Annotated in this window: 20 protein-coding genes and 2 tRNA genes; 12 read left to right on the plus strand and 10 right to left on the minus strand. The window is 46.1% G+C overall.

The genetic code is table 11. The features are described from left to right. The first annotated feature begins 199 nt into the window (after window positions 1–199). Both KCV09_RS13055 and KCV09_RS13060 read left to right on the plus strand, forming a co-directional pair. Window positions 200–1,222: a DNA/RNA non-specific endonuclease gene (locus KCV09_RS13055; protein WP_004944897.1), complete on the plus strand. Its 1,023-nt coding sequence runs from the start codon at window positions 200–202 to the stop codon at window positions 1,220–1,222. Window positions 1,223–1,306: 84 nt separating this feature from the next. Further along, a complete protein-coding gene (locus KCV09_RS13060) occupies window positions 1,307–1,549 on the plus strand; it encodes a hypothetical protein (RefSeq protein ID WP_212515247.1) in 243 nt (80 codons plus the stop codon). Here KCV09_RS13060 and KCV09_RS13065 read toward each other — a convergent pair. After that, complete coding sequence (locus KCV09_RS13065) at window positions 1,546–2,544, minus strand: AraC family transcriptional regulator (RefSeq protein WP_055414649.1); 999 nt, start codon at window positions 2,542–2,544, stop codon at window positions 1,546–1,548. The two genes, KCV09_RS13060 and KCV09_RS13065, sit on opposite strands and share 4 nt — an antisense overlap. A gap of 103 nt (window positions 2,545–2,647) precedes the next feature. On the opposite strand from KCV09_RS13065, the gene KCV09_RS13070 reads away from it, so the two are divergent. Further along, window positions 2,648–3,289 (plus strand): sterol desaturase family protein, encoded by a 642-nt coding sequence (locus KCV09_RS13070; RefSeq protein WP_212515248.1) that lies wholly within the window; start codon window positions 2,648–2,650, stop codon window positions 3,287–3,289. A gap of 14 nt (window positions 3,290–3,303) precedes the next feature. Here KCV09_RS13070 and hisF read toward each other — a convergent pair whose 3' ends face one another. Beyond that, a complete protein-coding gene (hisF, locus tag KCV09_RS13075) occupies window positions 3,304–4,062 on the minus strand; it encodes an imidazole glycerol phosphate synthase subunit HisF (RefSeq protein WP_004934116.1) in 759 nt (252 codons plus the stop codon). A gap of 113 nt (window positions 4,063–4,175) precedes the next feature. Here hisF and KCV09_RS13080 point away from each other — a divergent pair, with 113 nt between their 5' ends. The 5 genes from KCV09_RS13080 to KCV09_RS13100 all read left to right on the plus strand — a co-directional run bounded on the left by KCV09_RS13080 (window position 4,176) and on the right by KCV09_RS13100 (window position 12,410). Further along, a complete protein-coding gene (locus KCV09_RS13080; protein ID WP_004934118.1) occupies window positions 4,176–5,126 on the plus strand; it encodes a homoserine kinase in 951 nt (316 codons plus the stop codon). Between the two features lie 13 nt (window positions 5,127–5,139). Next, window positions 5,140–5,769, plus strand: coding sequence for a DUF1294 domain-containing protein (locus KCV09_RS13085; protein ID WP_212515249.1), 630 nt, complete (start codon window positions 5,140–5,142; stop codon window positions 5,767–5,769). A gap of 34 nt (window positions 5,770–5,803) precedes the next feature. Next, on the plus strand, window positions 5,804–6,199 hold the full coding sequence (locus tag KCV09_RS13090; RefSeq protein ID WP_004934122.1) for a DUF4870 family protein: 396 nt from the start codon (window positions 5,804–5,806) through the stop codon (window positions 6,197–6,199). A 147-nt stretch (window positions 6,200–6,346) separates the two neighbouring features. Next, complete coding sequence (locus tag KCV09_RS13095; RefSeq protein WP_212515250.1) at window positions 6,347–8,068, plus strand: ATP-binding cassette domain-containing protein; 1,722 nt, start codon at window positions 6,347–6,349, stop codon at window positions 8,066–8,068. Window positions 8,069–8,417: 349 nt separating this feature from the next. After that, a complete protein-coding gene (locus KCV09_RS13100; RefSeq protein WP_212515251.1) occupies window positions 8,418–12,410 on the plus strand; it encodes a Pls/PosA family non-ribosomal peptide synthetase in 3,993 nt (1,330 codons plus the stop codon). Window positions 12,411–12,471: 61 nt separating this feature from the next. Here KCV09_RS13100 and hisA read toward each other — a convergent pair whose 3' ends face one another. The 4 genes from hisA to hisB all read right to left on the minus strand — a co-directional run bounded on the left by hisA (window position 12,472) and on the right by hisB (window position 15,224). Beyond that, on the minus strand, window positions 12,472–13,206 hold the full coding sequence (gene hisA / locus KCV09_RS13105) for a 1-(5-phosphoribosyl)-5-[(5-phosphoribosylamino)methylideneamino]imidazole-4-carboxamide isomerase (protein ID WP_004934127.1): 735 nt from the start codon (window positions 13,204–13,206) through the stop codon (window positions 12,472–12,474). 97 nt (window positions 13,207–13,303) lie between these two features. Beyond that, on the minus strand, window positions 13,304–13,882 hold the full coding sequence (locus KCV09_RS13110) for a DUF805 domain-containing protein (RefSeq protein ID WP_151978066.1): 579 nt from the start codon (window positions 13,880–13,882) through the stop codon (window positions 13,304–13,306). A gap of 131 nt (window positions 13,883–14,013) precedes the next feature. Further along, complete coding sequence (gene hisH / locus KCV09_RS13115) at window positions 14,014–14,631, minus strand: imidazole glycerol phosphate synthase subunit HisH (RefSeq protein WP_004934131.1); 618 nt, start codon at window positions 14,629–14,631, stop codon at window positions 14,014–14,016. Then, window positions 14,631–15,224, minus strand: a complete 594-nt coding sequence (gene hisB, locus KCV09_RS13120) for an imidazoleglycerol-phosphate dehydratase HisB (protein WP_004934134.1) — start codon at window positions 15,222–15,224, stop codon at window positions 14,631–14,633. The genes hisH and hisB overlap by 1 nt, the downstream gene beginning before the upstream one ends. A 101-nt stretch (window positions 15,225–15,325) precedes the next feature. On the opposite strand from hisB, the gene KCV09_RS13125 reads away from it, so the two are divergent. The 4 genes from KCV09_RS13125 to KCV09_RS13140 all read left to right on the plus strand — a co-directional run bounded on the left by KCV09_RS13125 (window position 15,326) and on the right by KCV09_RS13140 (window position 16,952). Beyond that, window positions 15,326–15,709: a GNAT family N-acetyltransferase gene (locus KCV09_RS13125; protein WP_004934135.1), complete on the plus strand. Its 384-nt coding sequence runs from the start codon at window positions 15,326–15,328 to the stop codon at window positions 15,707–15,709. Between the two features lie 105 nt (window positions 15,710–15,814). Further along, window positions 15,815–15,890, plus strand: a tRNA-Phe gene (locus KCV09_RS13130). 128 nt (window positions 15,891–16,018) lie between these two features. Further along, window positions 16,019–16,094: transfer RNA gene (locus KCV09_RS13135), tRNA-Phe, on the plus strand. Window positions 16,095–16,217: 123 nt separating this feature from the next. Next, window positions 16,218–16,952 carry a class I SAM-dependent methyltransferase gene (locus KCV09_RS13140; protein ID WP_004934138.1) on the plus strand — a complete coding sequence of 245 codons (735 nt, stop codon included), beginning with the start codon at window positions 16,218–16,220 and terminating at the stop codon, window positions 16,950–16,952. 31 nt (window positions 16,953–16,983) lie between these two features. On the opposite strand, the gene KCV09_RS13145 is transcribed toward KCV09_RS13140, so the two are convergent. From KCV09_RS13145 to ompR, 4 genes are all read right to left on the minus strand, one after another. Beyond that, a complete protein-coding gene (locus KCV09_RS13145) occupies window positions 16,984–17,403 on the minus strand; it encodes a GNAT family acetyltransferase (protein WP_004934141.1) in 420 nt (139 codons plus the stop codon). Between the two features lie 125 nt (window positions 17,404–17,528). Continuing rightward, the gene (locus KCV09_RS13150; RefSeq protein ID WP_004934143.1) at window positions 17,529–19,043 is read right to left on the minus strand and encodes an acetyl-CoA hydrolase/transferase family protein; all 1,515 of its coding nucleotides are present in this window, start codon (window positions 19,041–19,043) and stop codon (window positions 17,529–17,531) included. Between the two features lie 206 nt (window positions 19,044–19,249). Continuing rightward, on the minus strand, window positions 19,250–20,707 hold the full coding sequence (locus KCV09_RS13155; protein WP_004934146.1) for an ATP-binding protein: 1,458 nt from the start codon (window positions 20,705–20,707) through the stop codon (window positions 19,250–19,252). A gap of 27 nt (window positions 20,708–20,734) precedes the next feature. Beyond that, entirely contained in the window at window positions 20,735–21,499 is a 765-nt protein-coding gene (gene ompR, locus KCV09_RS13160; RefSeq protein ID WP_004934149.1) for an osmolarity response regulator transcription factor OmpR, read from the minus strand. Between the last annotated feature and the right edge of the window lie 321 nt (window positions 21,500–21,820).

Raw genomic sequence — 21,820 nt, forward strand, 5'->3', positions numbered from 1 at the left:
CGAAACACAAGCACTTTGAAAGCGAACAATAAAATTAAAACGACAAATTGTTACGCGTATAGATGATTTATTGACCAATTTGTGTTGATGCTTTGATCGATTGGGGTATACCTTGATGTACAGGCAAATCCGGGCTTGTTAAGCTTTTGTTTTGGTTTTAGATATCGAATCGCGCGTGGCACGAAAAAAGAATCAGTACATGGGAAAACTCCTGTTGGGCGTAGTGGCCGTGGGCAGTTTTGCGGTCGCTTTTGGCGAAGGCAAAATCAGCCAGTGGATATCACCGCTCAAACATAACACGGGCTGTTTAAATCAGTTTTACCGTGACGTTCCACCTGTGCTGATGAAGCAGAGCCTGCAAAACAATAGTTATGCGCTGTGCTTTAACGGCTTTAATGTGATGTATTCCGGGGTTTCCAAAACACCATTGTGGTCGGCCGAATATCTCAATCCAGCGCGCCTGAGTGTGAAGCTCAAGCGTGAAGACAGTTTTCATGAAGAAACCCGTGTAGGCAATGCAGCACATCGCGCATTATTGAGCGATTATCGTGGCTCGGGCTACGACCGCGGGCATATGGCACCCAACGGTGACATGGGCGATTTAAAAGCCCAGCATGACAGTTTCTCACTGGCAAACATGGTGCCACAGGCACCCAAAAACAATCAGCATATCTGGCGTGAGCTTGAAGAGGCTACTCGTGCGATTGTGGTCAAGCAAAAGCAAGATGTCTACGTGGTCACCGGGCCATTATTTGAAGGGCAGCGCCTAAAAACCATTGGCCGTGGCGTGATTGTCCCGACTGCGGTGTATAAGGCGGTGTATATCCCGAAAACAGGTGCCATTGGCGCGTACTATGCACCCAACAACAACTCGTTGCAGGTCAATGTGGTCAGTGTGTGTTATTTAGAGGAAAAACTCGGAATCAACCTATTTCCGCAGCTGACCGAAGAGCAAAAACGCAATGTCTATCAGCTACCTAAAACCGCTGCGCAGGTTAAGCCAAACCAGCCACTGGCCTATGCACACTGGGATGGCGAGAGCCAATGTGCCGAAGAGGCATCTTCTGACACCATTGCAGCCACAAGCAAGCAGTTTACCCAGCAAAGCAGCGGATCGACGCCACCGTCGTCTTCGGGCGGAATCGACGACGACACCAAGCAGGCTTTAATCAAGCAACTGGTCGATGCCTTACTGCACTATTTCTTGCAGATTTTACGCTAACAGCATACAGCGATTTGCCCGTTGCAATCACGCGCAAATCGCTGCAAGCTAAAACACTCATACAATCATAAGAAAAGGCCGAGCATGTTTACACCTTATGTCAATGGCACCGAGTCCATGGCAATTGACGATCTTACCATCGAAAACCAGACCGACTGCGTGAACGTTTATGGCAATCTACAACTGACCAAAGATCAGCAAGGCCTAGCATTTGCCAAAGCCTTACAAAGTGTCATCAATGCTGTGGTGACCGAGCTTGAGGCATCACCTTTGCCCGAGCGTTTAGAGCGCCCCGATCCCGACGAAATCGATAATCCATTTGCCTAACGGCGCGATTGCTGTCGCCACTGCTGCGGTGTTTGCCCCGACCAGTGTTTAAAGGCCCGTTGAAAAGCACTTTGTTCTGAATAACACAGTAACAGGGCGATGTCTTGCAGGCTGAGGTGCGGGTCGCTCAGGTATTCGGTGGCCAGCATGTAGCGCACTTGCTGTACCCGCTGCTGATAGCTACTGTGTTGCTGCTGCAAATGGCGCTGTAACTGGCGTACCGAAATACCCAACTGCTGTGCAATGACTTCAATCTGGTACTGGTTTTGCTGTAAGCCTTTTAAAATCATTTGCTGCAAGCGCTGGTCGAGTTGGGTCGAGTGTGGCAAGCGATCGAGCAGGGCGTGTGCTTGCTGCATCAGCAATTGCTGTAAGGTGTGATCGGCATTGCCCACGACCTTGCTGGCTTCACTGAGCGGGATCAAAAGCTGGGTTTTCGGCTGTGAAAACCGTACCGGACACTGAAAATAACGGTTATAGACTGGCGCATCTTTCGGAAGTGGATTGATAAAATGCACTTCATGCAGCTCGATACGGGTTTTGCACATAAATTGCTGTAAAAATTGCAGCATCAGTGCCATGGCAATTTCATCGGTAAGCTGGGTCGGGTGGGGTTCGGGCTCTTCCCAGCGAATAGAAAAATAAGCGCCGTGCTGCTCGACCTTCAGCGGGCTACCATCGTAAACCAGTCGATAAAAATCTTGATAGCGCTTAAGTGCATCGCCCAAACTTTCACACGACAGCGCAATATAAGCCAAAATGCCCAAATGTTTAGGTTGTACGTGGCTCGCAATTTTTAAGCCCAGCCCCGCTATAGGGCGCAACTGATACAACTCATCTAATAGCTCACGCCACAGTACATAGTCAAAGCGCTCAAGCCGTTGAATCGCCTGTAAACGGTCGGGTACTGGCAGCTGTTCGGCCTCGCAATAGCACATCAGGAGTTGCCCAAGTCCGCCATAAACCGAGCCTGCATAATTTTTCACTGTGAGCATAGCGACTTTCCATGTTGTCGTGTTTTGTCAATATTGCGTGGTTTTTCGTCAATACATAGCACAGAAAAATTCATATATTCAAGTCAGGATTGAGGAGAACACTATGATTAAAGGATTTATTGCCGGGTTAATTGTGGCCAACGGCTTTGAATGGGTGGCGCATAAATATATTCTGCATGGCGTACACCGTACAGGACAGCCGCGCTATAGCCCGGTTCCTCGAAGTATGGCGTCACACTGGGCACATCATCGTGAAGTAAAAACACAGTATTTTCATGATGACTGTTATGTCGAGGGGCTAGCCAGCTGGCGTACACGTAATGAACTGCTGTCACTTGGCGTGGTCGCAGCGACCTCTATGGCCATATTTGCACCGCTTTCCAAAGGCATGGCCATTGCGGCGGCCTACAGTGCAATCAATTATTTTTATGTGCATCGAAAAGCGCATTTACAGCCCGATTGGGCCAAGCGCCGTATTCCATGGCATGTCGATCATCATATGAATGCCAATCAGGATGCCAACTGGTGCGTAACCAAACCGTGGTTTGACTATCTGCTTGGAACACGTGTAGTGTCTTCACCCGATTTAAAAGAGGCCAATCCGCTGGGTATTTGGTTGCCTCGGGCTGTTTCACAGCGATTCACCCATGCGGTTGAACGCTTACGCCCTGTAAAGTGGACACCCACTGCGCCGACTGCTACCGATTGCGCCCATCAACAAAACAGGCCACGCAAGGTGGCCTGATGATGTGCTGCCAATTAAAGACGCATTTCAATGCCTTGTGCTGCCAAAAACTGTTTGGCTTCTGGAATGGTGTGCTGACCAAAATGGAAAATACTGGCTGCAAGCACGGCATCGGCACCGCCTTGTAAAATACCATCGGCCAAATGCTGCAAATTCCCTACACCACCAGAGGCAATGGTCGGAATTGAAACGCGGTTGTTAATTTCGCGCATCAGGGCGATGTCATAACCGGCTTTGGTGCCATCGGCATCCATACTGGTCACCAGCAATTCGCCGGCACCGTATTCGGCCATTTTGACTGACCATTCCAGCGCATCGATACCGGTGGGTTTGCGTCCGCCGTGAGTAAAGATTTCCCATTTGTTTTCGCCGGTTTTTTTGGCATCGATGGCCACCACAATGCACTGCGCGCCAAAGCGTTGTGAGGCTTCTTGTACAAACTCCGGATTAAACACCGCAGCCGAGTTAATGCTGACCTTGTCTGCACCGGCATTGAGCAATAAACGGATGTCTTCAACTTTACGTACGCCACCGCCTACGGTGAGCGGAACAAAAACGCTTTCTGCCATGCGTTCGACTGTACGATAGGTGGTGTCACGTCCATGATGCGTTGCTGTAATATCCAGAAAAGTGATTTCGTCTGCACCTTGTTCGTTGTAGCGGCGTGCGACTTCCACAGGGTCACCTGCATCACGGATATCTAAAAATTGTACGCCCTTTACGACACGGCCATTGTCGACATCAAGGCAGGGAATAATACGTTTTGCAAGCATTGTGACATCCAACAGTATGAGTCTAAATAAATAAATTTTCCGAGATCATCAAGAATCTTGGTAAACTGTGTGGCTATTCTATCAAACTTATATTTGTTTCACGCAGGTTTTCTATGTCGGTTTATACCCCGTTGAGTTTACAGGACGTTCAAGCATTCGCATCGCCTTACGGATTAGAGGTGATTGACTTGATTCCAATTCAGGGAGGTATTGAAAACACCAATTACTTTATAGTCGACAGCGCGCACAAACAGTATGTGCTGACTGTGTTTGAACAACTTGACGAACAAGGTGCCAGCGAATTGCCCCCTGTGCTTGAACATTTGGGCCAGCATCACGTACCTGTGGCGGTGCCTTTAAGCTATGCGGGCAAATATATTCATAGCATTGCCAACAAACCGGCACAGATTGCGCCGCGTATTGCAGGCGAGCACCCGATTCCGGCTACACAAGCCCAGATTGAAGCCATCGCCAAAGCGCAGGCCGAGTTGCATCTGGCGTTGCAACACAAAACCTTCGAGCGCGGTGTGCGCCGTAATCATGCCTACTGGACTGCTGTGGGCCAGCAACTCAAGCCAAAAATGTCATCGGAAGATGCTGAATTGCTGGATTATGTTTACGCGCTATTTAACCAGACCCGTACCCAGCATCCCGATTTACCTCGCGGCTGGATTCATTCGGATATGTTTAGAGACAACACCTTGTTTGTGGGTGATGTGCTGGAAGGTATCTTAGATTTTTCCGAACTCAATCAAGATGATTTCTTGTTTGATATCGCCATTACCATCAATGATTTTTGTACACGCTATCCATTGCCAGAGCTTGATCAGGCCCATGCCGATGCGTTTGTTGAAGCTTATCAGCGCGTACGTGTTTTAACTGAAGATGAACAGGCCTGTCTGGGTGTTTATCTGGCTATGGCAGCCTGTCGTTTTTGGTTAATGCGTTTGCAAGTGGCTCAGCGTAATCTTGAAGAAGGGCGTACGGGAGACGACATCATGCAAAAAAATCCGCTTGAAATGCGTCAGATGTTAATCAATCGTTTACAGGTTGTTGCTGCCTAAGGAAGACATTGCCATGCGTGATCAGGGACGGTTAGTCGAATGGTTTGATGAAAAAGGCTATGGCTTTATTCAACCCGACGATATGAACAAAGAACGTGTGTTTTTACATATCAGCGACTTTGCCCGCAAAGGGCCGCGTCCTTTGGTGGGCTGTGCACTGGATTATGTGGTGATTTTAGATGAGCAGGGGCGTTTTCGGGCCAAGCAGGTGGTTTACGTCAAAGCCAGAAATAGCCGCGCGCCAAGTCGTTCAAAGGCGCCTTCGGTGGTGCCTGCGGCGCGTCCTGCGCTAGTGCCTATGCAACTGGCTACTGTGCTGTATATTGTGGTGGTGGCCGTTTTGAGTTTTAGCAAGCTGCTGCCACCCTTTAGCTTTATTTTTATTACGCTCATGAATGTGTTGAGCTACTGGTTATATGCACAAGACAAAGAAGCCGCGCAAAACGGTACTCGGCGAATTGCGGAAAGTACCTTGCATGTGGTGGCTTTTTTGGGTGGCTGGCCGGCTGCGTGGCTGGCACAACAAAAATTGCGACATAAAACACAAAAACAACCTTTTCGTAAGATTTATTTTTGTACCATAGGGTTAAATATAATTTTATTACTGTGGTTGGTCTCTCCGCTGAATATTTTGATCCATTAGAGAGGCCTTAAATAGAAAAACGAAAAGGTGACGTATGAATCTTCCTGCTGAACAACTTCAATCTAATAAAACCCTCACACTGGTTCTTTATATTTTATATATTGCTGCAATTTTTAGTGCCGGCTTATTGGCCATTATCGCGCTCATTATCAATTACGTGAAGCGCCAGGATGTAGAAGGCACTTGGCTTGCCTCGCACTTTACATGGCAGATCCGTACCTTTTGGTGGTATCTGTTCTGGAATATTATTGCCTTTGTGCCATTTTTCTTTTTATTTTTCACAGGCAATAACGACAATTTATTTGCTGGCGTGGCGTTGTCTGCGAGTACCTTCTGTGTGGCGGTGATTGGTCTTTCGTGGATCTGGATTGTCTACCGTGCAATTCGTGGTTTGATTGCGTTAAATGACAATAAGGCGATGTATCTTTAATTGTTCATCGCACTCGCAGAGAAAAGAGTGTATTCAGACTCTTTTTTCTGCATTCATTCAGTTTGCTTATATCTGGATGTATCTAATAAACAATATTCAGATCGTGACTGAAGGTCTACTCAATAACGATTAAATTAAAATAATAGCATGATGAAATTTCTTCGTAATTTCGAACCGATTGCAAATTATATTTTTGCCTGCAAAATCAGTGTACAGCAGCACCCGCGCTTAAAGTGGGATTTTATCGGCATGTTCGTATTGGTCTTGCTGGTGGCTTTCTTTGAAACGCTATTTCCTTATTTAATGAAATTACTGATTGATCAGGTTGAGCAAAATCGAAGCTTGCAGATTCGTTCTCTATTTGAAATTAAACTGCTGTATTTGTTGATCATTGCTTATGCCATGGCATGGCTTATGTCTCAATTACTCAGTTGGGGTAAAAATCTGTACAGCATGGTGATGTCGGTGAATTTTGAAACCTCCTTAATGGCCAAGGGAGTTGAAAATTTTTTAACATTACCAAAATCTCAGCAAGATGAGATTGAAGTGGCATCTTTCATCACGGATTTACAGCGTGGTGGCAGTGCGATCAGTGAAATGACCTTTTCGATTTTTATCTTGCTCGGGCCAATTGTATTGCAGCTCTCTTTTATTTTTGTGGTGCTGTTTAAAACCATTAATGCTACCTTTAGCTTATTTTTTGTACTGGCTGTTTTGGTCGCGTTTGTCACCTCTTTTGGGTTAAGTCGCAAAAGCAGTCATATTTTTGACCGCATGTATGCACAGCGAAACAAGATTAATCAGGCGATACTGGAAAAAGTCTCGCAAAGCTATGAAATTAAAATTAAACATGCACAGGCTTTCGAGCAAAAACGTCTTGCACATACTTTAGCGCAGTACCGTAAGGTAATTAAAGGAACCAATCTGCATATTGGCATTTTAATGATGCTACAGGTGTTTTTTGTATTTGTGTTCCTATTCGGATTTATGCTCTATACCGCCTATATTTCTCAAACTCAACAAATCACTTCGGGGGATTTTGTTTTAGTCAGTACTTATATTATTCAGCTAACCATGCCCTTTTTGATGATTTCTCAAAGCCTGATGCGTGTGAATGGCAATGTCGTGGCATTAAAAATTTATCGACAGTATTTTGATCTACCACATGAAAATTATCAGCACCAGCGCATTGGAAATCATGCTGCTCCGGTGCTGTATCGTTTTTACAATGCCACGTTGATGCTGGGCAAACAGAAAATATCAGATTTTAATCTGGAGATTCATACGCACAAACATTATGTCATTATCGGACAAACAGGGCGCGGTAAAACCTCGCTGCTGCATTATTTAATTGGCCTCTCCAAGCTTGAGTCGGGTCGGTTGTATTATAAAGATTTAGATATTTCTCAAGATTTTGCTTTAGACATATTTAATGAGGTGGCTTTTGTTGGGCAAAATGCAGTTATTTTTTCAGGAAGTTTGCGAGATAATTTAATTTATGATTGTCATTATGTTTATTCTGATCATGAATTATTACAATGGTTAAAAGACTTCAAACTCGACAAGATTTTAGAAAAAAATAATATCGACTTAGATACTCCTTTAGAGGATATAACTAAAAATCTTTCAGGTGGAGAAAAACAGCGCATCAGTTTGTTGCGGGCATTGTTGGCAAAACCTCAAGTATTGTTGCTCGATGAACCGACATCCGCCCTAGATGCTGAAACAGCAGCACACGTTATATTTTTTATTCTAAAACAGGTACCTAGTATTGTTATGGTGACGCATGCTCAAGATTGCATAGCACTGGCCGATCAGGTGATCAATCTAGATCAATTGTTAGCCGATGCAAAAAAAAGCAACCACTGAACACTACACGTTTGACACGCGTAAATAATTACACAGATTTTGTAAAGCGTTCTCCATGATTATTTTTGATCTTTTTGAAATTGAATAAAATACATTTACTTATTCATGATCGAATATGAAAGCTTAAAATCAGATTAAAAAAACAGGTGATTTTTTTAATTCTGAATTAAGCAATCCTGCCTAGTATAAAACCTGAACAATCTGCCTAAAGAATAAATAAAACTCTTGGGTAATTGTTTGTGGTGATGCGCTGATATTAACCGCAGCAGATCGACCACGGGGTTTATCCTCAATTTTGTTCCGCAAAATGAACGATAAATACAATCGATGGCGAACATTTGGATATCCTATGAACGCAATAATTCATATTCCTTCAGTCATTCGTGGCGAACAGCGACCCGACTTTATCCAGGCTGAGGTTCTCTCAGATATTTTAGACACCACGGCAGCACAGTACCCGACGCATATTGCCTTAATCGATCAAGATCGTCAGATCAGCTACGCAGAGCTTGCCGCACAAGCCGATCAGATTGCGCAGCAACTGATCGCACGCGGTATTCGGGCTGGTGATATTGTGGGGTTGTGGCTACCGCGCGGTGCCGATCTGTTAATCGCACAAGCCGGGATTTGTAAGGCAGGCGCGGCATGGCTACCCTTCGATATGGATGTGCCTGTCGAGCGCATTCAGGTCTGTCTAGACGATGCACAAGCCAAGGGAATTGTGACCAGCACAGACTGGGCAGCGCAATTGACCCAACTGGCTCAGACCGTGTGGCCTGTGGCCGAGCTGAACCAGCCAACGAATTTGCCGCCTGTGATGCAGCGTGCGGCGCGCTCCGATCCGGCCTATATTATTTATACTTCGGGTTCGACCGGAAAACCCAAAGGGATTGTGATTGAACAATCCAATATTTGTCATTTCTTACGTTCTGAAAACTCAGTGCTGGGAGTTCGGCATGACGATAAAGTCTATCAAGGCTTTTCAGTTGCCTTTGATATGTCTTTTGAAGAGGTCTGGATTTCATATCTGGTGGGGGCCAGCATCTGGATTGCACCCAAAGATCTGGTAACCGACCCAGAGCGTTTATGTAAAGCGCTACAGCAGCACAACATCACGGTGCTGCATGCAGTTCCAACCTTACTGGCTTTATTTCCAGAAGATGTACCCAACCTTCGGATTATCAATTTAGGCGGTGAAATGTGCCCCGAAGCACTGGTTGCACGTTGGGATTTACCGCATCACCAGATTTTTAATACCTACGGACCAACAGAAACCACGGTTACTTCAAGTCTGGCACGGGTCTATGCCAACGAACCGGTGACCATTGGGGTGCCATTACCGAACTACGGGATGTTGGTACTCAATGACCAGCTTGAGCTGGTGCCACAGGGCGAAGTGGGCGAATTGTGTGTTTTTGGGCCAAGTGTCGGACGTGAATATCTCGGGCGACCGGAACTTACGGCAGAAAAATTTATTCAAAACACGTGGGCCAACAACGAGCACGAACTTAAACTTTACCGTACCGGTGATTTGGCGCGTTTGGATGAAAACGGACAGATTCAATGCCTTGGCCGTGCCGATGATCAGGTCAAAATTCGTGGCTTTCGTGTCGAACTGGGTGAAATTGAAGCCAGCCTGTGTGATTTAAACGGCATTGGGACCGCGGCCGTGGTGTTGCGCCGTGACGACGATATGGACCAGTTGGTGGCTTTTATTGTTCTCGATCAGGAACAAAAAGACCGCATTCAGGTGAAGGACATTCGTGCTTATTTAAAAGCACGCTTACCGGCCTACATGGTGCCGAACCGCTTTGAACTGGTCGATCAGGTACCACGCCTACTTTCTGGTAAAATTGATCGTAACGCGCTGCGCAAACTGGAGTTAAGTCAGCACATCGATAGCGCGGTATCTGACGAGCCACAAAACGAAGCCGAACAGATTTTATTTGATTGTCTGGCGAAAATTTTTCCGAATCAGGCCATTCAGCTTTCGGCAGATTTTTTTGATGATTTAGGTGGGCACTCACTACTGGCTGCCGTTTTAACCTCGCATTTGCGTGAATATCCGCAATATGCGCAAATGACCATTCAAAATATTTACCAGCTTCGTAAAGTCGGGGCGATCAGTCAGTTTATGCTGCAACAGGCCAAGCAGCAGCAAATGCGTGAAGTCAAAGCCTATCATATCGATAATGCCAAACGTATCCGCTGTGGTGTGGCACAAATGATGGTGATTCCAGTCTTGATTGGCTTGACCATTTTGCAATGGCTGGCGCCATTTTTTAGCTACCATTACTTTACGGGAAGTCCGGGTGACAGCGTGCTTCGCGCCATGGGAATTTCGCTCGGTGTATATGTGCTTAGCCTGATCCTCAGTTTTGCCATTTCAATTGTGGGCAATCGTTTACTGTTAAAAGGCATTCGTCCGGGCCAGTATCCACTCTGGGGCAAAACGTATTTCCGCTGGTGGTTGGCAGATCGTTTAAAAGGCATTGCGCCGCATTATTTGCTGGCAGGTTCAACACTCAATAATCTGTATCTGAAAGCTTTGGGTGCCAAGATTGGACAAAACGTTCATATCGGATCGGTGCATATCCGTATGCCTAATCTGTTAACCATTGAAGATGGGGTCAGTGTGGGTTCGCAGGTCAATCTGGAAAATGCCAAAATTGAGCAAGGGCAGTTGGTACTCGGCAAGATCCGCCTGCAAAAAGAAAGCTATGTCGGTTCGTACAGTGTGCTTGAAGAAAATACCGAACTGCAAGAGTACGCCCATTTAAATGCGCTCTCTGCCTTAAGTAACGGTAAAACCGTGCCCGCTTTTGAAGTGTGGGATGGTGCACCAGCACGCTATAGCAAGCAGTTAGATGTTGCGCATTTGCCTTCACGTGCCCAAGCATCGGCAGGGCGTAAAGTAGTAGAGCTGGGTTATTACGCCTTGAGCGTGGTGTTTATTAGCTGCTTGTTCTTCATTCCGATTTTCCCAAGTTTTATTTTGGTCGATTGGTTTGATGTGAACTACTTTCACGGTATTTTGCAGGCATCCAACAGTGTGTCTACCGCGTTCCGTTACTTCCTGTTTGCCATTCCGGCCAGTGCGGTCATGGTGGTGTTTACCGCACTCTTTGCTGCACTGCTACGAAAAGTGATCTTGCCGAATTTAAAAGCAGGTACCTATTCGTTACACAGTGGTACTTATTATCGTAAATGGTTTGCTACCCAGATTTTTGAAACCAGTTTGCAAACCCTTCACGGCCTCTTTGCCACGATTTATGCGCCTGCTTGGTTTCGCCTTATGGGTGCCAAGGTCGGACGTGACAGCGAAGTCTCGACTGCAACCGGTGTGGTGCCCGAACTATTGTCATTGGGTGACGAGAGCTTTATTGCCGATGCAGTCATGCTTGGTGATGAAGAAATTAGCCGCGGCTGGATGGTATTGCAGCCGACCGTGATTGGTTGCCGTAGTTTTGTGGGCAACAGCGCTTACATTGCCGACGGCACAAGCTTGCCAGATGGTGTACTGATTGGCGTGCAGTCGAAAATTCCAGAGCACGATGTTTTAAAAAGTGGTGAAACCTGGTTTGGTTCGCCTGCACTACGCTTGCCTGCGCGCGAATCGGTTGGTGAATTTCCAGAGCATCTTACTTTCCGTCCAAGCCTTGGTCGTCGCTTCATGCGCGGTATAATTGAAGGGCTACGCATTGTATTGCCGCTGGCCTTCTCCATTGGCATGGGTTACATGATTGTATTGTCTGTGATTGATCACGTAATACATCAGGGCTGGGCAATCGGGTTACTGACTCTAGCGGTGTCTGGTGTGGTGTACGGCATTGCCAGCTTCTTGGTGATTGTATTGCTGAAATGGGCATTGATTGGTCGTTATACGCCGCGTTCAGCCCCGATGTGGACCATGTTTGTATGGGTAAGTGAGGGCATTACCAGCCTGTACGAATCGATCGCGATACCAAACTGCCTCAACTATGTGCGCGGTACGCCGTTACTGCCAGCCTTGATGCGCTTATTGGGCGTTAAAGTGGGTAAGCAGGTGTATATGGACACCGCAGATATCACCGAATTTGACTGTGTCTCGATTGGAGATTACAGCGAACTCAATAGCTTTAGTGGGCCGCAAACACATTTGTTTGAAGATCGCATCATGAAAATCGGTCGTGTGGAAATTGGGCAACATGTGACCGTACATTGTCGCAGTATCGTGCTGTACAATGCTGAGGTGGGCGATCAAAGCTTACTTGGGCCACTGACCTTGGTCATGAAAGGCGAAAAAATTCCGGCACAATCGGCATGGATCGGCTCACCGGCGCAGCCGTGGACCAATGGATAAGTACACAGTAAAAGCAAAAAAAAAGATGCCTCAAGGGGCATCTTTTTTTGTACTAATATTTTTAGTTCAGTACGTTTTGATCCAGCAATAGCTGTGCTTCACGCAGACTTAAACTGCCTTCATAAATGGCACGACCAGTAATGGCACCTAAAATTCCCGGCTGGCCTTTGAGCAAACGCACGTCGTCCAGATTGGTCACACCGCCTGAGGCAATCACAGGTAGGCCAGAATACTGCGCCAAATGAACGGTCTGTTCTACGTTAACGCCTTGCATCATGCCGTCACGCGCAATATCGGTATAGACAATGCTTGATACGCCTGCATCTGCAAAGCGTTTGGCTAAATCGGTGGCCTTCACGTTGGTCACATTGGCCCAGCCATCGGTTGCCACCATGCCATCTTTGGCATCGATGCCCACAATGATATGACCGGCAAACTGTTTGCAAGCCTGCTCAACAAACTCAGGCTCTTGCACAGCTTTGGTTCCAATAATCACAAAGGAAACGCCAGCATCGAGATAATGCTCAATGGTTTCAAGTGAACGAATACCACCACCAATTTGAATTGGCAGTTCAGGCTGAGCTTTGGCAATCGCTTCAACGACAGGCTTATGAATTGGCGTACCTGCGAAAGCGCCGTTTAAATCGACCAAATGTAAGCGACGTGCGCCTTCATTGACCCAGTGCTGTGCCGTTGCCACCGGATCGTCAGAGAAAACGGTATCATCTTCCATACGGCCTTGTTTTAAGCGAACACATTTACCATCTTTCAGGTCAATTGCAGGGATGATCAGCATGTTTTCGTTCCTTGCATCATCATGTAACTAAAATTTGATCCATCTTAACAAACTAATTGCAAATCGCTAAGCCCATAAGTATCGGTTTTTCGCGAAATCAGCTGCTTAAACGTGTCGAATGTGTTGAATGCTGGATTGGCAATGTATCTGGCTGAAACACCGTCGCGCGCTCGGTATATTCTTGATACGAGCTAAACATGCTGGTACTAAAGCCAACAACAAACAGAATCGGCAACAGCACCAGATACATCCAGCCCAATACTTTTTCCCAACCCGGTGTGCCACGTGGCAGACCAAATCGGTTGGCGCCTGCATCGCCTTTGGCAAACAGTAAATACAGCACCAAAATTGCATTAATCAGCGGCACAATAAACAACAGAGACAACCAGCCACTGTGGTTACGGTCGTGCAGTCGGCGGATCATAAAAATAAAGCTATAAAATAAAAACACCACATAGCAGGCAATCAGCAATAACGTGCTGATCAATTGCACGGCCGTTGATTCAGAAGGAAAACTTGTAAAAATCAGACTAATAACCAGAACGGCAACCACTACCAAAATGGTAGAGAGCAGGCTCCATGCTGCAAAGGACAAACGGCCCATACGGCCTCGGGAGTTTAAAGGGCGATCAATGCTGCCAGGTAGGGCAGGCGGAGTATTATCAGGTATCGTCATTTTTATAGGCCTTTTCATCAATGCTATTGTTATGGAAATGATTTAATCAGTAAAAATATAGTCAAACATACCATTCAAAAATGTTATTGCTGCCACTTCGCCCGATCTTAGGCGAAGTGACTAAAAAAGGTTTAGATGTTCCATTCCACAAAGTTTTTGAGCAGTTGCAAGCCTGCGGTATGACTTTTTTCTGGGTGGAACTGCGTGGCAAACAGGTTGTCTTTGTGTATTGCCGTACAAAATTGCAGACCATAGTCACAGGTTGCTGCAATCACGTCGTGCTGCTTTGGCTCAACGTAGTAACTATGCACAAAATAAAAACGGGCATCTTGCTCAATGTTGTTCCACATTGGATGGCTCGGATCGCCCTGATGGACCTGATTCCAGCCCATATGCGGTACTTTAAGGCCATCGATATCGGGGAAGTGCTTCACTACACCTTCAAAGATACCCAGCGCATCCGCTCCGCCATTTTCTTCCGAACGCTCAAGCAAAGCTTGCATGCCCACACAAATCGCCAGTACCGGTTTATTAAATGCAGCATGACGCACGACTTCGTCAATACCGGCATCACGCATACCTTGCATACAATCACGCATTGCACCAACACCCGGAAAGACAATTTTATCGGCTTTGGCAATCAGTTTCGGGTCATTGGTCACATCGACCGTAGCCCCCACATGCTCAAGCGCTTTTGCCGCAGAGTGTAAATTTCCCATACCATAATCGAGAAGGGCTACACGGGTCATTACAGGCTCCCTTTAGTCGATGCAATGGTACCTGCCGCACGCGGATCGATTTCACAGGCCATACGCAGGGCACGGGCAAAGGCCTTAAATACGCTTTCGATTTGGTGGTGGCTGTTTTTACCTTTGAGATTGTCGATATGAAGTGTCATCAGGGCATGATTGACAAAGCCTTGGAAAAATTCGGAAAACAGATCCACATCAAAGCTGCCAATGCGAGCGCGCGTAAACGGAATATCCATGAACAGACCCGGACGGCCAGACAGATCGACCACCACACGCGATAAGGCTTCATCGAGCGGTGCATAAAAATGACCGTAGCGACGTAAACCTTTTTTATCTCCCAAAGCCTGTGCAAAGGCTTGGCCTAAGGTGATACCACAGTCTTCGACAGTATGATGGTCATCGATCTCCAGATCGCCATCACAGTGAATATCAATATCAAATAGTCCATGTCGCTTGATTTGATCAATCATATGGTCTAAAAATGGAACTCCAGTGTTCAGTGTACCCTGACCCGATCCGTCGAGGTTCAAACGAACTCGAATCTTGGTCTCATTGGTATTTCTTACCACTTCACTGATACGTTCTGTCATGGACACGTTCCTCAAAAAACGTCAAAAATGATGAATATAAAGATCAATTCGCTGTGACAAAAAAAGTGACAGCACCATCGCTTGCTCAGGAGGGTTAATCAATGCCTATAACCGTACATGCTTATACTTCACTCGAAAACGAAGAAATGCGCACCCAGCTTGAGCGACTGTACGATACAAGTCCTGAATTTGGTGACGGGCAAGATGCAGTTGAACAATTAGAGCAAAATCTGGCTCAGTATACCACGGTTTATACAGCCGAATTTAACAGCAAGATTATAGGTGCAATCTGGTGTACAGGACAAGGAGAAAGCAAGATTCTTGAATATGTGGTCGTGCATCCAGCCAATCGTGGCCGAGGTGTCGCCGAGCGCTTGGTCAGCGAGGCATGCCGCCTTGAAGAAGAAAAAGGTGTAAACAGTTTTGAGCCGGGCTGTGGGGCCATTCACCGCTGTTTGGCGCATATTGGCAAACTATCGACTTGATCGGAGCTATTTATTGAGTGGTTTGGTTTAAAAATAGCCGCTTAAATAAAAAAACGCGTAACTGACTTGACCTTTGATGACGAAACCTGTTTAATACGCCCCATCGGCGCGATAGCTCAGTCGGTAGAGCAACGGATTGAAAATCCGTGTGTCGGCAGTTCGATCCTGCCTCACGCCACCATATATTTGAAAGTTTCTAATCCCTGATCCCATCAGGGATTTTTTTTGGGCGAAATTTTACGCAGTTAGTTAAAAAATCACGATTTTTTGTTGACTAATGCCGACAGATACGGCTTAATACATCCCATCGGCGCGATAGCTCAGTCGGTAGAGCAACGGATTGAAAATCCGTGTGTCGGCAGTTCGATCCTGCCTCACGCCACCATATTCAAAAAAGCCTCTGATTCAATCAGGGGCTTTTTTTTGTCTGACAATTTTAGCTTGCCTGTAAAAATTTTCACTTATAGTAGCGCTATACAGGAAGAATAAAATATAAGGACAATCAGGCGTGAAGGATTTATTTTCACTGGACAGTCGGCGTTACCAGCAAGCTCGACCGATATATCCGCAAGCCATGCTCCAGCATCTCTTGAGTTACGTGCATACGCGTGATCTGGCATGGGACTGTGGTGCAGGTTCGGGCCAGCTCACGCATATGCTGGCACCTTATTTTGAGCAGGTGGTCGGCACAGACATCAGTCAAAGCCAGCTCGATCATGCCGAATATTACGACAACATCAGTTATCAGGTTCAACCTGCCGAAAAAACCACCTTTCCCGACCATTGCTTTGATTTGATTACTGTGGCGCAAGCCGTACACTGGTTTGACTTTGAGGCCTTTTATGCCGAGGTAAAGCGTACCCTGAAACCCCGTGGCATTTTTGCCATTATTGGATATGGACTGATTGAGGTGGATGATCCCTTGTTTCATATGCAGATTCAGCAGTTGTATCATCACACCTTGAGAGGGCATTGGGACCCAGAGCGGCGTTATATCGATCAGCATTACCGTACCATTCCATTTCCATTTCAGGAAATCCAGATGCCGAACTTTGACATTCGCCTGCGTTGGAGTTTTAAGCAATTAATACAGTATTTAGGCACATGGTCTGCTGTTCAGCATTATATTTTGCAAAAAGGTACAGATCCATTACAGGAGCTAAATGCAGCTTGCGCCGATCTGAATCAGATCGTTGAGGTGCGCTTTCCAGTGCTGCTACGTGTGGGTGTACAGGTACGCTAATAACCCACCAAGAGCATGTTAGTTCGATACTCTAATCCGAGATCAGTCGTTTACCTAAACAAATGGCATCGACTTCTTCGTAGCCCAATTCATCGTAAAAGCCTTGTACATCCAGATTGTCCTTGCGTAACAGCAACTGGACCTTGGGGCAGCCACGCGCGATCAGACGCTTTTCTAGTTGCTGAACCAGTGCAGTGGCAACGCCCTGACGCTGATACTGCGGATGGACGGCCAGATAGCTGATCCAGCCGCGGTGTCCATCGTAACCGCCCATGACGGTCGCTACCAGTTGCTCGTCGCGAAGAGCCACTAAAAATAGCCCATCGTTTTGTTCAGTTTTACGGAAAATATCAATTTCAGCATTGTTCCACGGACGGCTCAGCCCGCAAAGTTCCCATAAACTGACAATATCTTCGATATCGGTATGGCTAAACTGGCGAATCATAAACATGGGTTGTTCTTCTTGTGGTGATGTTTAAGCCTTAAGATAAAAGAAAAGAAATCACTTGATAAGCCTTTTTTTTGTATAAAAAAAGCACCCTGTGATCAGAGTGCTTTGGGTGAAAAAAGGAAGGCTTAAGCAGATTTGGCTTCAGGCTCGATGGCCAGCATGTGTCCATTTTCTTCAAAATTTACATGCCAAGACAATGCTTCGCGTAGCAGGTGTGGCGTATGTCCGCCTTTGGCACATGCACGGTTGAAGTAGTCATTAAGCGCATCTTGATACAGTGGGTGAACACAGTTTTTAATAATCGCCACAGCGCGCTCGCGCGGTGCCAGACCACGTAAATCGGCCAGACCTTGCTCGGTCACCAAGATATCAACATCATGCTCAGAATGATCGACATGCGACACCATTGGGACGATCGACGAGATGTCACCACCTTTTGCAATCGACTTGGTGACAAAGATAGCCAAGTGTGCATTTCGTGCAAAATCGCCCGAACCGCCAATGCCGTTCATCATTTTGGTTCCACACACGTGCGTTGAATTGACGTTACCGTAAATGTCGAACTCAAGTGCAGTATTGATGCCGATAATCCCTAAACGACGTACCAACTCAGGGTGGTTTGAGATTTCTTGCGGACGAAGTACCAACTTGTCTTTGTAGGCTTCAATGTTGCCAAACACTTTTTCACCGCATTTCGCCGACAGGGTAATCGAGCTGCCCGATGCAAACTTCATTTTTCCAGCATCGATCAATTCAAAGGTACAGTCTTGAAGTACTTCAGAATACATGACCAAATCTTCAAAGTTTGAGTCTTTCAGGCCAGTCAGTACGGCGTTGGCAATTGAACCAATCCCTGCTTGAAGAGGGCCGAGATTTTGCGGTAAACGACCTTCAGCCACTTCTTTTTCAAAGAAAGCGATCAGGTGGTTGGCAATGCCTTGGGTTTCATCATCTGGAAGTGTCACAGTCGATGGCGAATCCGCAGTGTCGTTAAATACAATCCCGACAATTTTTGCAGGATCGATCTGAATGGCGCTGGTACCAATTCGCTCGTCTACTTTGGTCAGTGAAATTGGCTGACGTGTTGGACGGTATGACGGAATATAAATATCGTGTAAGCCTTCGAACGCTTCGCTTAAAGAGGTATTGATTTCAACAATCACTTTTTCAGCAAAGATGGCAAAGCTTGCAGAGTTTCCAACAGAAGTGGTAGGAATAATGCCGCCATCTTCAGTAATCGCAATGGCTTCAATTACAGCTACGTCTGGGCGTTTGAGCTGTAAATTACGCATTTGTTCAACTGTTTCAGACAAGTGCTGATCAATAAACATTACTTCGCCATTATTAATGGCACGACGTAAGGTATTGTCGACTTGGAAGGGTAGGCGACGCGCCAATACACCCGCTTCGGTTAACTGTTTATCGAGGTCATTCCCTAAACTCGCGCCCGTAATTAATGTAATTTTTAACGGGTTTTGTTTTGCACGTTCAACTAAAGCTTGTGGGACCGCTTTCGCTTCTCCCGCACGAGTAAATCCGCTCATACCCACAGTCATGCCGTCTTGGATATATGCTGCAGCATCATCTGCGCTAATCACTTTGTTGTGTAATGAGGCCAATCGGATACGATCTAAAGACATGGGTTTACTCTCAATCTGTTTTAGTTCACATGCCAGATTGTACCGTTGTTCGTTTACTTTTGACGCCGTGTTAGGCTAAGGTCTAATTTTTGAAAAAAATACAATAATCACGTTTTGTGATGTACGCCTAACTCATTTATTTACTTAAAAAATAGCACTGAGAAATAAGTAGCGACTCAAACAGGCCTGCTGAAAATATGTTCGGCTTAAAATCGATCTGAGAAACTTTGCTTAATTTTTTCAATCGGATTGGCCGGTAATGGCTCAGGGGTTAAATGCTTTGGAAGAGGCAATAAAATACGTGCTTCGAGCCCACCTTCAGGACGATTATGAATCAGTAGCTCACCTTGGTGGATATCGACAATCCGTTTGACAATTGCCAGCCCCAAGCCGCTGCCCTGAATTGTTCGCGCTGAATTACCGCGGACAAAGGGTTGCATCAGTTCTTCGATCTGATCTTCTGGAATGCCTTCGCCGTGGTCGGCGACAATAATCAGAATATGATCGCCTTCGACCTGTGCGGTCAGCTCGATTGGCTCTGCACCATAGCGTTTGGCATTGTTAATCAGATTGGCAATCAGGCGTTTTAGCGACAAGCTACGTGCAGGAATAATCGGAACATCTTGTGCTTCGAAGTGAATTTCGAGTGGTTTAAATTGAACCACTAATTCTTGCAGCAAAATATTAATATTGGTGTCGCGTAGTTCTTCGTCGGAGCCATCGCGCATATACGAAATAAACTGATTTAAAATGGCGTCCATATCATCGACGTCATAGACCAGCCCTTCTCGTAAAAACTCATCGGGTAGCATTTCGGCAGTTAAACGAATTCGAGTGAGCGGCGTACGTAAATCGTGGGAAATACCCGCCAGCATGATTTGCCGATCACGTTCGGTTTGCTCAAGTGTATAGATCATATGATTAAACGCTTGATTCACCTGACGAATTTCTAATGGGCCGTGGTTGGTGCCCAAATAAGGCGCCTTACCGGTTTTACTATAGGCATTGGCTGCATTTTGTAAGCGGCGCAGTGGGCGGTTAAGCTGACGCACCAAAGTCAAAATAATAATGGCAGACAGAAGCGGAACGCCAAGTAGCCAGCCAAACACCAGCTCAGGGCTATAGTTGGCATAGGTTTTTAAGGGTTCACGAACCCAATTGCCGTGCATTTCTGGCGTTTGAATCCAGATACGTGGGCTTGGCTTAAACTGGAAATACACAATGACATTATCGACTTTTAGCTCATTGGCCAGTTTATCTTCAACATGATTGGTAAAGAAATCCGCAATCACTTTGTCGCGGACATTGGGATATTCTTTGGGGTCTGTAACGTACTCGATTCCGACTCTATTTTTGAGCCATGTATCGACATCAACCTCAACATCACGATGAAAAATACGAATGTCGGGGTTATTGACCAGTTCCAGCTCGACAGCCAGATAGCGCGCATGTTGCTGGATTTCAGGCAAATATAAGGTGCGCCAAAAAAACCACAGCGACATCATCAGACTAAACACCACCACGAACAGCACCAGCACCGTGGTGCGCATTGCAGCTGAACGCGGTTTAATTTTGTCGAGAAAGCGTTCCCATCGGGTTCGTTTACGTTCGGAATACGCAACGTAATCGGTATACGCTTGCGGGTCGATGGGGTCGAGCTTCACTCAATCATCCTAAGTCTAAATTATGCCTTATTCTGCACCATCTGGAACAAATACATAGCCCACGCCCCACACGGTTTGGATATAACGTGCGCGTGCTGGGTTATCTTCGATGAGGCGGCGCAAACGCGAAACCTGTACATCGATTGAACGTTCCATTGCACCCCATTCACGACCACGCGCCAAATTCATCAGTTTGTCACGGGTCAAAGGTTCACGTGGGTGTTGCACCAAGGCTTTCAAGACTGCAAATTCGCCTGTGGTGAGTGTCACCACTTGGCCTTCACGAGTCAGGGTGCGTGTAGAAAGATCGAGTGACCATGGGCCAAAGCTCACCACTTCAACTTGCTGACTTGGAGCGCCCGGCACTTCACGAACCTGACGACGCAGTACCGCACGGATACGTGCCAGTAGCTCGTTTGGATTAAACGGTTTTGGCAAATAGTCATCGGCACCGGCTTCTAACCCTGCAATTCGGTCAGAGTCGCTGCCGCGTGCAGTCAGCATGATGATCGGGGTGTCGATATTAGACTGACGTAAACGACGACAGATACTCAAACCGTCTTCCATTGGAAGCATAAAATCTAAAACAATTAAAGAAAATAATTCGCGCTGAAGCAAACGATCCATTTGAGTTGCATCGTGGGCCGTTTTAACAACAAAACCTTTGTCTTCCAAGAAGCGTTGCAAAAGGGTGCGCAAACGTACATCGTCATCGACGACAAGAATCCGTTCGACGCGATCGGTGTCGTTATGTACAGTTTCAGTATGTTCAGCAGGTACAACTAAACTCATGATGTACTCCCTTTATTTAAGTCATAATTTATAGATTATTGGATCAATGCAGTATAATGCCGATATTCTTGTTTAGACTATGTATCAAATTGCTCAAAATTACAATTTTCGGCGAAATTTGAAACCAAAAAACAACATCTTAAAAGCATTTGATGCACTGTATATCTTTCATGAATATTCCAGATTAATCCCTGTTCACCATTCTTTGTATTTATGCCTCTAAGTGACTGTTTTTACAAGTGACAAGTTGATGAAATTTGTACGTTCGATGCCAAATTCCTTAAAATAAAACAGCAGCCCATAAATGACGTATTAAATGTG

It is taken from the genome of Acinetobacter soli (genome assembly GCF_018139125.1).
Lineage (GTDB): Bacteria > Pseudomonadota > Gammaproteobacteria > Pseudomonadales > Moraxellaceae > Acinetobacter > Acinetobacter soli.

Coding starts and splice junctions, on each gene's coding strand:
- KCV09_RS13055 (WP_004944897.1), top strand. CDS start 200: ATGGGAAAACTCCTGTTGGGCGTAGTGGCCGTGGGCAGTTTTGCGGTC.
- KCV09_RS13060 (WP_212515247.1), top strand. CDS start 1,307: ATGTTTACACCTTATGTCAATGGCACCGAGTCCATGGCAATTGACGAT.
- KCV09_RS13065 (WP_055414649.1), bottom strand. CDS start 2,544: ATGCTCACAGTGAAAAATTATGCAGGCTCGGTTTATGGCGGACTTGGG.
- KCV09_RS13070 (WP_212515248.1), top strand. CDS start 2,648: ATGATTAAAGGATTTATTGCCGGGTTAATTGTGGCCAACGGCTTTGAA.
- hisF (WP_004934116.1), bottom strand. CDS start 4,062: ATGCTTGCAAAACGTATTATTCCCTGCCTTGATGTCGACAATGGCCGT.
- KCV09_RS13080 (WP_004934118.1), top strand. CDS start 4,176: ATGTCGGTTTATACCCCGTTGAGTTTACAGGACGTTCAAGCATTCGCA.
- KCV09_RS13085 (WP_212515249.1), top strand. CDS start 5,140: ATGCGTGATCAGGGACGGTTAGTCGAATGGTTTGATGAAAAAGGCTAT.
- KCV09_RS13090 (WP_004934122.1), top strand. CDS start 5,804: ATGAATCTTCCTGCTGAACAACTTCAATCTAATAAAACCCTCACACTG.
- KCV09_RS13095 (WP_212515250.1), top strand. CDS start 6,347: ATGATGAAATTTCTTCGTAATTTCGAACCGATTGCAAATTATATTTTT.
- KCV09_RS13100 (WP_212515251.1), top strand. CDS start 8,418: ATGAACGCAATAATTCATATTCCTTCAGTCATTCGTGGCGAACAGCGA.
- hisA (WP_004934127.1), bottom strand. CDS start 13,206: ATGCTGATCATCCCTGCAATTGACCTGAAAGATGGTAAATGTGTTCGC.
- KCV09_RS13110 (WP_151978066.1), bottom strand. CDS start 13,882: ATGACGATACCTGATAATACTCCGCCTGCCCTACCTGGCAGCATTGAT.
- hisH (WP_004934131.1), bottom strand. CDS start 14,631: ATGACCCGTGTAGCCCTTCTCGATTATGGTATGGGAAATTTACACTCT.
- hisB (WP_004934134.1), bottom strand. CDS start 15,224: ATGACAGAACGTATCAGTGAAGTGGTAAGAAATACCAATGAGACCAAG.
- KCV09_RS13125 (WP_004934135.1), top strand. CDS start 15,326: ATGCCTATAACCGTACATGCTTATACTTCACTCGAAAACGAAGAAATG.
- KCV09_RS13145 (WP_004934141.1), bottom strand. CDS start 17,403: ATGTTTATGATTCGCCAGTTTAGCCATACCGATATCGAAGATATTGTC.
- KCV09_RS13150 (WP_004934143.1), bottom strand. CDS start 19,043: ATGTCTTTAGATCGTATCCGATTGGCCTCATTACACAACAAAGTGATT.
- ompR (WP_004934149.1), bottom strand. CDS start 21,499: ATGAGTTTAGTTGTACCTGCTGAACATACTGAAACTGTACATAACGAC.